The following is a 12,877-nucleotide window of genomic DNA, read 5'->3' on the forward strand; positions in this document are numbered from 1 at the left end:
GATACCTGTGAAAGCTTAGATCTTATACATGAGCGTATTCCACCCCGGTCCCCCAATATGAACGCCTACATTGAGTCATTTCACAGCGTTCTGGAACGCCATCTGTTTAGCCGAAGGGACTTTATGACCCTTGATGAAGCTTACGAGGCGCTAGACCAATACATGGACTTTTACAACAACCGAAAAATTCACGGCAGCTTAAGACGAATGTCCCCCATGCAGTTTTCGACGTGGGTAAGGACGCTAGAAGACACCTCTGCCTTTCATAGAGCGGTGTGATACGGCAGAATAAGGAGCAATCCTGTGAATTCATAAACATTGTAGGGCAGGACTCCGATTTAAGGGGGCCTAGCCGAATGTGCAGGCATTCTCTAAGGATTCTCTTCAAACTAGTCTATTCTGAACCATATTCCTGCATTTTTGCACGCTTTTGTTCATTCTTTCTTGGCTACTTTTAAAAAACTGTATTTTTACATGCTCTTACTGATATTTTGCCTTTCCACTGCAAAAAAAGAAGTGTCCCTCAAAGTTATCTTAGATAACTTTTGGGACAGCCTCTTATTCTACTGCTTATATATCATACAAAGATGCAGTAGATCTTGCCTCAGCCCGGTGATCCGGCGTAAGTACACGATCCAATATCACTTGTTCAAAATGTGCAAATCCTGCGTCTCTAATCCGTGGTCGTGGTAAAGTTATTTTAATATCCAGGGCAATTTTCCCATTTTCAATCAATATAACCCGGTCCGTTAAGCTTACCGCCTCACTCACGTCATGGGTTACCATGATCGCAGTAAACCCTCGCTGCTCCCACAAATCCTCGATAAGCCTCTGCATTTCAATTCTAGTCAATGCATCAAGCGCGCCCAGCGGTTCATCAAACAGCAATAAATGAGGGTTTCCCACTAATGCCCGAGCTAATGCAACACGCTGACGCTGCCCACCAGACAATACAGATGGCCATTCTTCTGCACGATCTTCAAGACCTACCAGCTTCAATGCTTCAAATGCTCTTCGATGTGCTTCGGCCGAGTGAACTCCTGTTAAGCCCAGCTTCACATTGTCCAGTACCGTATTCCATGGCAACAAACGAGCGTCCTGAAACATAAATCTCGTATCATGGTGAACTCCCTTAACCTCTTTATCCTGCAATTTTAGGGAGCCACTACTCACTTGATCCAGCCCTGACAGCAAACGCAACAATGTGCTTTTTCCGCAGCCGCTTCGTCCAACAATAGCTACGAAGCTTCCAGGTTCAAGGGATATATGAATGTCTTCAAGCACTTTCTTATGTCCAAATTGCTTGGAGACAGCCTCCAGCTCAATCGAAATTCCATTGAATTGCTTTGATGAACTTACTTCAGGATAACGATCATAAACTTCATCATTACTTATTGTATTTGCGATTCCTGCAGCCCTTCCTTGGCGAAATGCGGATGCCATTTCAGCCACCTCCTCTCAAGTCCTTTTGCCAACAGATCAGACAGCTTGCCGAGCAGCGCATACAACAATATGCTCAGTACGACAACATCCAGCTGGAAAAATTCCCGAGCATTCATCGCCATATATCCAATCCCGGAATTTGCCGCAATCGTCTCTGCTACGATGAGTGTCAGCCACATGATCCCTAATGCAAATCGGAACCCTACCAAAATTGAAGGAAGTGCGCCTGGTAAAATGACTTTACGGTATAACTGCCAATGACGCAGACCATACACTTTTCCCATTTCAATCAGACTAGGATCTACAGAACGAATGCCATGCAAGGTGTTAATGTATATAGGAAACAATACCCCAAGTGCAACAAGGAAGATTCTCCCCTCTTCACCAATACCAAACCAAGCGATAACAAGCGGGATCATAGCTAAGTGCGGTACATTCCGTATCATTTGGATCGTTGAATCGGTCAGCTTCTCACACAATGGAATAACTCCGTTTAACAGACCAAAAGCAAACCCCAGCAGCCCGCCAATTACGAAACCAATCAAAGCTCTCCATGTACTGATACCAATCGCTTCGAATAATTTCCCGTTCGTTGTTAATTCCCAGCCCGCTTGAAAAACCTCTAACGGCGATGGCAATGTTCGATCTGATATGATTCCAACACTTCCCAGCACCTGCCATACAATGAGGATGAATAAAGGAATATACCAAGGCAGAGCCTTGCTGTGCCAACTTTTCTTCAGCATACGATCTATTCCTTTCTTAATGTGCTGATGCCTTTGGTGTTGGACGAACGTTGTTTGCGATAATTTCGCCAAATGGACTTATAGAAGTGGGCCCTACCGTCTCGATTCTTTCATCCAATGGTAATAGAGGGAACAATAGATCAGCCACACGGTACGCCTCCTCCAAATGAGGATATCCTGAGAAAATAAACGTCTCAATCCCTAAATCAGCATATTCTTTCATACGCTCGGTAACGATCTCAGGGCTTCCAACGAGCGCCGTACCTGCGCCCCCGCGAACCAGACCAATACCCGCCCATAGGTTCGGACTAATCTCTAAATTGTCCCTGCTTCCACTATGCAGAGTTGCCATCCGTTTCTGACCGACGGAGTCAAAGCGGTTAAAGATTTTTTGGGCTGCCGCAATTGTCTCGTCATCTAAATGACGAATCAGATGGTTGGCTGCTTCCCATGCTTCCTCCTCTGTCTCACGAACGATAACATGAAGCCTGATGCCAAATTTAATCTGACGTCCTTGCTGCTCTGCCAACTGACGCATTTCTGCAATTTTTTTCGCTATCTCAGCAGGCGGCTCCCCCCAAGTCAGGTATACCTCTGCGTGTTCTGCTGCAACCTTATGACCTGCTGCGGAGGAACCCCCGAACCATAATGGTGGATGCGGCTGTTGAATACTTGGATATAAAATATGGCCACCTTCCACACGGATATGTTTACCGTTAAAATCCACGTTTTCTCCAGATACCTCTCTACGCCATACCTCCAAAAATTCACTCGTCAATTCATAGCGCGAGGTGTGATTCAGAAACAACCCATCTCCTGCTAACTCTACCGGGTCGCCTCCAGCTACAACATTTAACAGAAGCCTTCCACCTGAAATGCGGTCAAGCGTAGACGCCATCCGCGCAGCAAGTGTAGGGGATGTAAGTCCTGGACGTAATGCGACAAGGAATTTCAGTCTCTCTGTTGCAGGAACTAATGCCGAGGCAACGACCCAAGGATCTTCGCAGGAAGTCCCCGTCGGAATCAATACTCCTTCATAACCTAACCGATCGGCCGCCACTGCAATTTGCTGCATATATTGAAGATCTACAGTCCGCGCACCTTCGCTTGTGCCAAGGTAGCGACCATCTCCATGCGTCGGAATGAACCAAAAAACCTTCATAATTCCTCGCCTCCTAATATTCCTGAAATCGTTATTTTAAAATGGCATCATTAATATCCAGCTTCTTCGGAATTAATTCCAAATCCAGGAAGGTATCCGCAATGGCTTGCTGTGCTTTAATCAGCTCAGCATCTATGGACTGAACACCATAATTTCGGCGTTCTGCTGCAAGTACAAGGGATTCTACATCAATTCCTAATTGTGGTGACAGCTTCTCGGCCAGCTCCTGTGGATGCTCCTTCGACCATGCATCGATCTTGTCTGCTTCCTCCAACAAAATATTAACCAGATCAGGGTATTTCTCAGCAAACTCACGGGTCGCCAAATAAAACTCATGATTGGATACGACACCTTCACCATCTGCCAGCACTCTACCACCAGTAGCTGTCTCAGCTGCAGCCAGGAATGGGTCCCATATCACCCAGGCATCTGCACTACCTTTTTCAAAAGCAGCACGTCCATCAGCAGGAGGTAAATATTTTACCGTTACGTCTTTATATGAAACACCGTGCTTTTCAAGCTGTTTGACCAATAGATAATGCACGTTAGATCCTTTATTTAATACGATCGTCTTCCCCTTCAAATCAGCAACGCTCTGAATCGGCGAATCCTTCGGCACGATAATTCCTTCACTCTTGGGACTCGCTGGCTCATGAGCCAAATACACTAATGGCGCTCCTGCAGCCTGTGCAAAAATCGGCGGAGCTTCACCGGTATGTCCAATATCGATACTACCTACATTTAGAGCCTCTAACAGCTGTGGACCGCCAGGAAATTCCGTCCACTCAATCTTGATGTTTCGCTCGTCAGCCAACCGCTTATCCAATGAACCGTCAGCCTTAAGAATATTAATCGTTCCATATTTCTGATAACCGATTCGGATCGTAATATCTCTTGTCTCTGAAGGCGAGGCTGATGAAGGTGTCTCCACCTTTGTCTCACTAGTATTCGAATTGCTGCTATTACTGCCTTTGCTGTTACTTGCACTATTTCCATTGCCGCAAGCTGTAAGCACCAGTGACACTAGTAATATCAATCCTACAACCCACTTAACGTCCCATTTTTCTTTTCTCTGCTTCATACGCTTCAACTCCCATTATCATTTGCAAACCCCTTAATAACCTTAAAAAAACACAAGGGTCTCCCTGATCGACAGCACAGCGTAAATAAATAGATTAGCTGTATATAGTCGATTAGAGAGACCCTCCGGTTGTCCGGTTAAGTCGGCTATTTTATTGAACAATCCAATTATTCATACTAAACAACTTGGATTAATTGAATATTAACATTGCCATAAAATGGTGTCAATAGATATATAAATTTAATTTTTGCTTTTCATTTTTGAAATATATACGAGTGAGTAACTGTACAGAAAAATGTCCTTTATCCATTATTTTATCGGTACCATTATTCGTTCGCCTTTCCTGAATACGGCCAGTTCTGTATAACCTGCAGCCTCCGCAGCAGCTCTCGCAGTATCCAGCAGCATGCCGATGTCATCCGGAAAGTGAGCATCTGAAGATAAAGTAAGTGGAACCCGATATTCAGCCAGCACAGACAGGAACAATGGACTTGGACAGCTCTCTGCTATCGGGTATCGATAAGCCAGACCAGTATTAATCTCTGTAATGACACCGCTATGCACCATCTCCTCAGCAATTCTCCGGTAATACGGAAGCAGCTCCCGCTCATCGTGTGGACGGAAACCAAATACCTTCAGATTGTCCGGATGGGCGATAATATCGAACAGTCCTGATACACAGGCTTGTCGCAATAGCTCGTAATAATTCACATAAGTTTCAACGGGATCTCTATCATTAAATTCAGCCTTCGCCTCCGGATTATCAAAACCCCATCCATCTAGGAAATGAACTGATCCAATAACGTAATCCCAATCGTACCCCGATAACATTTGTCCGAGCTCTGCTTCACCTCCAGGAAAAAAATCAGCCTCAATCCCAAGTGCCAAATCTGGACGAGATTTTTTCGCTTCAGTTACGAAGCTGACAAAATCGGATAATGAAGCCACACAGACCTGATCCAGCCAAGTACGCTGCAGCCTCCCTACAGGACTATCATCAAGCAGCATATGCTTCTCGTAATATGATCGACATTCCCGAAAACGATATAAATGATCCACTACACCAAAATGTTCAATGCCACGTTCGCGTCCAGTCGTTAAATACCGATCAAGCCACTCTTCGCTATAGCAGCCCTGCTGCATTCTGCTAGATAACAGCTGCGACATTTTCTCTGCAAATTGAAGCGTATGATGGCCTGCTGATAAATCCGGCGTAGATTCCGTAGAAGTCAACGCCTGCATAGTGCGTAATAACCAGCGCAACGAATACGGGCCTTCCTCTAGATGAAAATGCATATCAACCTTCACTAAGTTATATCCCCCTTGCTTTAATCCCATTTCAGCATAGCTTCTGAAGGCTCGATTCCAAGATAATGACACATTAACGGAGCAAAATTAAGCTGTGATAAGACCTGCGAATTGCCCAACATGGAAGAAGGGATCGGTGTCTCACCAAATATGTAAAGCGGGACGTTCCGTTCCTCAGGCTCTGTCCCACCATGCTGTCCCATGGCATTCATTCCATGGTCAGATGTAACGATAACATGATAACCCTGTGATCTCCATAACGGCACCAAGGTCGCGAGCATGCCATCGATTGCACGTACAGAACCTTCATATTGCTTACTTTCTCCTCCGTGCTTATGCCCCATATCGTCGATATTCATAGAATGTATATATAGAAAATGCGGATCAAAAGCTGTCCGTAAATACTCGGCATCTATAAACAGATGGCTGTCTGGATAATGATCCTCAAAATAGAAAATGCCATGCTGGATCGGTTTGCTATCATCATGCTGATGTCGGTCTGTTATCGGATTAAAAGGAGCGGTGTTGTATAGCTCACTTACCCAATGATAAGCGGCAGCAGCAGTTCTTAACCCAGCTTCGCGAGCGATATGAAATACACTCTGCTCATGACTAAGCCTTGCGATATGATTGGCCGTAATACCATTTCTCGCTACTGGTGTGCCGGTAAGCAATACTTCATAGAGTGGACGCGAGAGGCTGGGCAGTTGGGATTGAACCTGGTAGCAGGTGACCTCACCTTGCTCGACAAGGTGCTCCATATAACCCAAAAACTTGCGTGCGGAATCGTATCTTAATCCATCCAAGACAACAACTACTAGCTTTGAAGCTGTTTCCGACATTATACTCTCCCCTTTTACTTTGCTTCGATCCATTGGATATGATTGCTTCTAAGCATCTGCAGCCACTCCTTCGGTGGAGCAACATCACTAACAATAGTGTGAATCTTTCTTAGTGGTACAATTTCGACAAACGCTTCTTTATCCAGCTTGGACTCATCTGCTAACACGATTGTTTGGTAAGCTGCCTCCACCATCCTGCGAGACATTCCAGTCTCGTTCAGATCGTAATCGCTAATTCCGCGGTTCAGGGATATTCCCCCGATGGATATAAAAGCCTTGTCTACCCGAAACTGCGAGATTACACGTTCTCCAAGCGTACCTGACATGGACTGCTGCTCTGGATTCAATTCCCCGCCGACTACAAAAATCTTCCCGGAGAACCTGCCGCTGTTCAACGACTCCATTAAATGATAGGCAACTGCAAGAGAGTTCGTCAGAATCGTCAGTCGTTCCCGCCCAGCGATGGCCTTAGCCAGCTCAAGCGTCGTAGTGCCAACATCGATGGCAATGGTGTCACCGGATTCGATCAGCTCGGCTGCCAAGCGGCCAATTCGCTCCTTCTCCTCCGACTTTACCTTTTGACGCTGCAAATAAGGTGGCTCGAAGCTGGTCGGCTTCATCAGAACGGCTCCACCATATACCCTTTTAGCTAACCCTTCCTTTTCCAATATTAAAAGATCGCGGCGAACTGTCTCCTCCGAAACAGCAAATGTAATTGATAATTCAGGTACCTTGACTTGACCCTGCTGTTTTAATTGCTCCATGATCACTCTTTTGCGTTCTTCTGACGAAATTGACAAGCTTTAAGCTCCTTCCCTCTCAAGCTGCAGAAGCTGGGAAGCATCCAGAGCCAAGCTTACAGAGGCTTGTTCTCCCAGTCGCAAGGATCGACCGTCATTAAGAATATCTACCGTCAGACTTACTCCCGCAGCATTTATTACATAACGAATAATGTTGCCTAGAATAGAAACTGAACCGATTGTGCCATCAACGATCTGCTTGCCTGCATATTCACCCTCGATTCGTGCGCGCTCATCCATAAGTACAAGTGCTTCAGGACGAATGGCGAAGCTCTCAGCATCACTAATCATTCCTCCAAACAGCCGCAATACCTCAGGTCGGGTCAACACATTATAGCTACCCATAAACTGAGCGACAAACTCTGTTCTTGGAGCTGTGTAGAGCTCTTCCGGAGTACCTTGCTGAACGATCCTTCCTTTATTCATCAGACATACCCGATCGGACAAGATCAACGCCTCCTCCTGATCATGGGTCACAAAAATGGTTGTCATATTGAATTTTTTCTGAATATCCCGGATTTCCGTTCGCAGGTTTTTGCGAATTTTCGCATCCAAAGCGCTAAGCGGCTCATCCAGCAATAGAACCTTGGGCTGAACAGCAAGTGAACGTGCAAGCGCTACACGCTGCTGCTGTCCTCCTGAAAGATGCTGCGGATAAGCATCACGCTTATCTCCCAGATCAATAAGCTCCAGCAATTCATCAGATCGTTTGCATCTGGCTTCCCTGGAAGCTCCTCTCATTTTCATCCCGTATTGAATATTTTCACTAACCGTTAGGTTCGGGAATAAAGCGTACGATTGGAATACCATACCGATCTCTCGATTACGGGGCGGCAAGCTCACAATATCCTTACTATCCAGCCAAATCTGTCCGCCATCCAGATCCGTCAGGCCTGCGATACAGCGCAGCAGCGTGCTTTTTCCACAACCTGAAGGCCCTAGCAACGTTACGAGATCCCCCTCACGGATATCCAAATTCACATTATTCAGTACCGTTGTATCACCAAATTGCTTACGGATGCCTTCCAGTTTCAGATACGGTTTCATCATGATATCCCCTTGTTCACTTTTTTACCGAGCTTCATTAGAATCATAGACAGCACTAAAATAAATACAAAGTAGGAAATCGCAATTGCACTGGCCAAATGCCCACTTTCGTTCACCCTTTGATACAGATAAACCTGGATCGTCTGGATATGCCCTCCAACTAACATATTTGTTAATACAAATTCTCCAAAAAGCACTGAAAAAGATAGTAATGTCGAGGTGACAACGCCAGGCCATATATTAGGCAAAATAACCGTAACGAACGCTTTATAGCGACTAGCTCCCAGCATCTCCGCGGAATTGAGCAGCTCAACTGCTGACACAGTAAGCAGGCTATTACGTATCCCTTGATACATGTAAGGCAAAATTATAATGAAATAAGCCCCGATCAAAATATAGGCTGTTCCTGTAATATTGATCGGCCCTGAGGAATAAGCGCGAATAAGTCCAACCGCTGCAACAACACCAGGTACAGCATAGGGAAGTACAACGATCCCCTTCATAAATGTCTCTAGCTTGGGCAAGTAAACCGTAATGATGAACACAGCAGGAAGCATAACAACCAGACTGAGCACGACACTAATTATGCAAAGATACAGCGAAGTCCAAAGTGCTTCCAAGAAGCGAACGTCTAGAAACATCTCCTTGAACCATTCCAATGTCCAGCTCTCCGGAAGGATCGTCGCCTGCCATTCCTTAGCGAATGCATATATAAACGTAGCAAGCAAAGGAAGGAGCAAATAAATCATTAAGATGAGCATAAGTGACCGATGTCCCCAGCCTGCTTTTTTCGTCTCAGTCTTCACTACAGTTCCTCCTTCACTGCCGAGGCCTTAAGCTTGTAAAATTTCCTCCAACCGCTTGCTTTTGGTGACATCCCGTTCGATTGAAACATATGAGAACGCTGGGTCATCTTATGATTAAGATACACAGCGAGCAGTGTCGACAAAGCTAAAATAACTGCAAGTGCATTGCCAAGCTGCGGCTCATTCACCACATCCCCCGACACTAAGGAGCCAATCCGTACAGCAAGCAAATTGTAATTACCTCCAACTAAGGCATACGCTGTTGCATAAGCACCCATACCGTTAGCGAATAAAATTCCCATCGTCCCAAATACAGCTGGCGTTAGCACAGGAATACCGATCGTTCTCCAAAACTGCCACTTACTCGCTCCCAGCAGAGAAGCCGCTTCTTTCCACTGCTCACGAATCCCGTAAAAAGAAGGGTATAGCAGCAATAAAGCAAGCGGAACCTGAAAATACACGTATACCAAAACAAGCCCGGTCCAGCTATATAAATTGAAATCGGCGAACACGCTCCAGCCCCATTGCTTAAATAGCAAAGTAAATACCCCATTACTACCCAGCAGAATGATATAAGCAAAAGCAAGCGGAACACCGGCAAAATTCGATGTCATATTAGACAGCATTAATAGCCGATCCCTCATCTTTGGAGAGAATCGCGTAATCGAGTATGCACAAATAAGTCCTACAACAATCCCAATCACACTAGAAAAAATCGAAATCAGCAAGCTATTCTTGATAGCCTTGAGATAATAATCGCTTTGTAGAATTCTAGAATAATAACCAAACGTAAAACCTGAACCGTCTCCCTGACTAATACTTCCCGTCAGCATTGACAGGATTGGAGCTAATTGAAACGCTACGATCATCATTACAAAGGGAACCAGCCCTAGTAAAAACCATCGTTTTCTTCGCTTCACGTCTTTCACTCTCCTTCTTATAAAAAGAGGCGCCATCGTGCAGGGACGAGACGCCACTTCTCGCTTACGTTTATCTCATTAGTTCATGTGCACAAGAACACGTTCCTGCCAGAGCTGTGGCAAAGTTTTAGCTGTTTCTTCCCATACCTTATAATCACTAACTGGTTTAACATTTGTATACGCATCAGCAGGCAGAAGCTTGGCAGCTACATCTTCAGGAAGCTTTACGCTTTCGCGAATCGGTCTGGCATAGCCTTTAGCAAGATTAATCTGACCTTCGTCGCTTAAAATGTATTCACGTGCCAGCTTTGCCGCATTTGGATGTGGTGCATATTTGTTAATAATAGTGGCATAACCACTTACGACGCTGCCCTCTTTAGGAATAGCTACACTAAATTTATCTGAACCTAATTGATCTTTATAGTTAAGAGCATTAAAGTCCCATAACAGCGTTACTTGAACTTCACCCTTCTCAATATTTGCAAGTGAAGCTTCTGCATTGGATAGACGGCCCTTCTTGGCAAGCTCCTCGAAGTAAGCAATACCCGGCTCGATATTCGATTCATCTCCACCAAAAGCAATCGCAGCAGCCAATACCGCCATTTGAGCTTGGGCTGCCTTTGTTACATCACCAACGATAATTTTGTAGTCACCGTTCTTCAGATCCTCCCAGCTTTGAGGTACCGATTGAACAAGCTGCGTGTTCGTAAAGAATGAAATGGAGCCCTGATAACCTACGATCCAATGTCCATCACTATCCTTAGCCCAGTCAGGAATTTCTCCCCAGTAAGAGGTTTTGTAGGCTTGTGTTACACCCTTCTCAACAGCTACCGGACCAAACGCAATACCTACATCACCAATATCAGCAGTTGGCTTGTCTTTCTCTGCCTCAAACTTGGCGATCTCCTCTGCACTCGACATATCAGTGTCTGTGTGTGCAAGAGAATACTTGCTTTGCAGATCCTCCCATGTATCTTTCCAGTTCGCCCAGGAATCCGGCATTCCGACACTTACGACAGATCCTTCTTCCTTTGCCCTCTTCTCTAAATCCGCTACAGATATCTCTTCTTCCGCAGCATTTGTACTCGCATTTCCATTTGCAGCTGCCTCTTTGCTGTCTGAACCTCCACAAGCTGCCAGCATCAAAACAAATAAGCAGAGAACAAGACCCAGTGCTAATTCTTTCTTTAACCAGTATTTCATGTTTTTTTCGCACTCCCTGTGGATTATTGTGGGTTTATTGTGTATTCACGTTGTTTTCAACCCACTTAAAGTATAGGTAGTGACTATTTCCGCGGGATTAACTAAATTGATTACGTTTATTAAAAGCGGGTAAAAGAAGTGGGTTTCGTATATGGAGGGTAAAGGGAGTGTTAAGAATCAAGGCCACTGAATACTGAATATTTTGAATTTTAGTAATTCGCGTGTAATTGGTATACAATGGAACTAATATCCCCATGAAGGAGTGGTCTATATCATTCAAAAACTTGGACAAGTTATGCTGTATGTCAACGATCAAGCAGGAGCCGTTTCATTTTGGACAGAAAAAGCTGGCTTTGTTGTCATTGCGGAAGAAGATCACGGTCAGGGCATGCGCTCTATAGAAATTGCACCTGCGGCACAATCAGCAACCACATTGGTGCTGCACAATAAAGAGCTGGTCGCTAAAATGTCGCCAGAGTTAAATCTAGGCACACCTTCATTAATGTTTTTTGCTGATGATGTTGAACGGCTATATGCAGAGTTCACTGAGAAGGGCATTACAGTTGGCGAGCTTGTAGATTTGCCTATGGGTAAGGTGTTTAACTTCGCGGATGACGAAGGAAATTACTTTGCTGTTTTGGAGAAGAAATAAGAGATACTACGATAATATGACGATCAAAAAAGGTGCTCCAAATGCCGCAAGATGTGCTTGGAACACCTTTATTACATATGTGCATAACCGGCAGGTACGACTATCTGGTCATAGCCCCGTCATGTAGACAGTATAAAAGTCTTTGAGTTATGCGGCGATCGATTCCCGGTAATCCACCGGGGAGAGGTCGCCGAGTTTATTTTGGAGCCGCTCTATGTTGCAGAACAGGATGTATTCGGCAATGAGTTTGCGGGATGTCATGATGCGGAATTTCAGAAATTCCTGCAAATGTGCAGGCCTTGTTTGTGTAAAGCGGTAGCGTCAAGAAGTTTGTGTAAAAGAGTAGAGAGTAACTTCTCGGGTGTTCGTTAGTCGGTGTGGGTGTTCTTTGGGGCGGGGGAACCCCCCCCCAAAGAACAAGGGAATTAGGCTACTTTTCTTCTGTCTCCCGCACTGGATATCGTGCTTCAAACATCTCATTTAGTTTCTTCTTTACCTCCAGATCACCGAAGCCACGAATGACACGTTCGCTAAAACGTTCATTGTAGTCTATCACGTCGAGGTAGACAATCTTCTCTGCCGCATCCATATTGGTGAGGCTGTTCATCGGCTTCAGACGTTTACGAATTTCCTTGTTCATCCGCTCAATCGGATTGGAGGTGTAGATCGCCTCCTTGATCAGCGCCGGGTACTTGTAGAACGTCAGTAACGTGGACAGTTGTTCCTCCCAGGACTGCATTTCCTTCGGGTACAGCTTGCCCCACTTGGCCTTCACCGTATCAAACGCAGCCAGCGCCAGTTCGTAGTCTGCAGCGGTGTAAATCGTCTTTAGATCTTCAATGACTTCTGTTTTGTGCTGAATCCGGA

Annotated in this window: 14 protein-coding genes; 2 read left to right on the forward strand and 12 right to left on the reverse strand. The window is 45.2% G+C overall.

The genetic code is table 11. The annotated features are described in order from the left end of the window. The first annotated feature begins 36 nt into the window (after positions 1-36). Positions 37-279 (forward strand): integrase core domain-containing protein, encoded by a 243-nt coding sequence (locus BLS49_RS25875; RefSeq protein WP_425432184.1) that lies wholly within the window; start codon positions 37-39, stop codon positions 277-279. 291 nt (positions 280-570) lie between these two features. On the opposite strand, the gene BLS49_RS23680 is transcribed toward BLS49_RS25875, so the two are convergent. The 11 genes from BLS49_RS23680 to BLS49_RS23730 form a co-directional block, all read right to left on the reverse strand. Then, entirely contained in the window at positions 571-1,443 is an 873-nt protein-coding gene (locus BLS49_RS23680) for an ATP-binding cassette domain-containing protein (RefSeq protein ID WP_091236469.1), read from the reverse strand. After that, positions 1,392-2,189 carry an aliphatic sulfonate ABC transporter permease SsuC gene (gene ssuC / locus BLS49_RS23685; RefSeq protein WP_175471526.1) on the reverse strand — a complete coding sequence of 266 codons (798 nt, stop codon included), beginning with the start codon at positions 2,187-2,189 and terminating at the stop codon, positions 1,392-1,394. Before ssuC ends, BLS49_RS23680 begins: the two co-directional genes overlap by 52 nt. Before the next feature lie 16 nt (positions 2,190-2,205). Then, positions 2,206-3,351, reverse strand: a complete 1,146-nt coding sequence (ssuD, locus tag BLS49_RS23690) for an FMNH2-dependent alkanesulfonate monooxygenase (RefSeq protein WP_091236471.1) — start codon at positions 3,349-3,351, stop codon at positions 2,206-2,208. Between the two features lie 31 nt (positions 3,352-3,382). Beyond that, complete coding sequence (locus tag BLS49_RS23695) at positions 3,383-4,432, reverse strand: sulfonate ABC transporter substrate-binding protein (protein WP_091236472.1); 1,050 nt, start codon at positions 4,430-4,432, stop codon at positions 3,383-3,385. 309 nt (positions 4,433-4,741) lie between these two features. After that, entirely contained in the window at positions 4,742-5,740 is a 999-nt protein-coding gene (locus BLS49_RS23700; RefSeq protein ID WP_091236475.1) for a PHP domain-containing protein, read from the reverse strand. Positions 5,741-5,760: 20 nt separating this feature from the next. Beyond that, the gene (locus tag BLS49_RS23705; RefSeq protein ID WP_091236477.1) at positions 5,761-6,582 is read right to left on the reverse strand and encodes an alkaline phosphatase family protein; all 822 of its coding nucleotides are present in this window, start codon (positions 6,580-6,582) and stop codon (positions 5,761-5,763) included. 14 nt (positions 6,583-6,596) lie between these two features. Further along, positions 6,597-7,382 (reverse strand): DeoR/GlpR family DNA-binding transcription regulator, encoded by a 786-nt coding sequence (locus tag BLS49_RS23710; protein ID WP_091236479.1) that lies wholly within the window; start codon positions 7,380-7,382, stop codon positions 6,597-6,599. A gap of 3 nt (positions 7,383-7,385) precedes the next feature. Next, positions 7,386-8,429, reverse strand: coding sequence for an ABC transporter ATP-binding protein (locus BLS49_RS23715; RefSeq protein ID WP_091236481.1), 1,044 nt, complete (start codon positions 8,427-8,429; stop codon positions 7,386-7,388). Further along, positions 8,429-9,235 carry an ABC transporter permease gene (locus tag BLS49_RS23720; RefSeq protein ID WP_091236483.1) on the reverse strand — a complete coding sequence of 269 codons (807 nt, stop codon included), beginning with the start codon at positions 9,233-9,235 and terminating at the stop codon, positions 8,429-8,431. Before BLS49_RS23720 ends, BLS49_RS23715 begins: the two co-directional genes overlap by 1 nt. Continuing rightward, entirely contained in the window at positions 9,235-10,155 is a 921-nt protein-coding gene (locus BLS49_RS23725) for an ABC transporter permease (RefSeq protein ID WP_091236486.1), read from the reverse strand. Before BLS49_RS23725 ends, BLS49_RS23720 begins: the two co-directional genes overlap by 1 nt. Before the next feature lie 78 nt (positions 10,156-10,233). Continuing rightward, positions 10,234-11,358, reverse strand: a complete 1,125-nt coding sequence (locus BLS49_RS23730; protein WP_091236490.1) for an ABC transporter substrate-binding protein — start codon at positions 11,356-11,358, stop codon at positions 10,234-10,236. A gap of 271 nt (positions 11,359-11,629) precedes the next feature. On the opposite strand from BLS49_RS23730, the gene BLS49_RS23735 reads away from it, so the two are divergent. Next, a complete protein-coding gene (locus BLS49_RS23735; protein WP_091236496.1) occupies positions 11,630-12,010 on the forward strand; it encodes a VOC family protein in 381 nt (126 codons plus the stop codon). A 430-nt stretch (positions 12,011-12,440) separates the two neighbouring features. On the opposite strand, the gene BLS49_RS23740 is transcribed toward BLS49_RS23735, so the two are convergent. Next, a partial coding sequence (locus BLS49_RS23740; RefSeq protein ID WP_175471527.1) for a transposase occupies positions 12,441-12,877 on the reverse strand: 437 nt, incomplete at its 5' end.

Origin of the sequence: Fontibacillus panacisegetis (assembly GCF_900102215.1) — a bacterium.
GTDB lineage: Bacteria > Bacillota > Bacilli > Paenibacillales > Paenibacillaceae > Fontibacillus > Fontibacillus panacisegetis.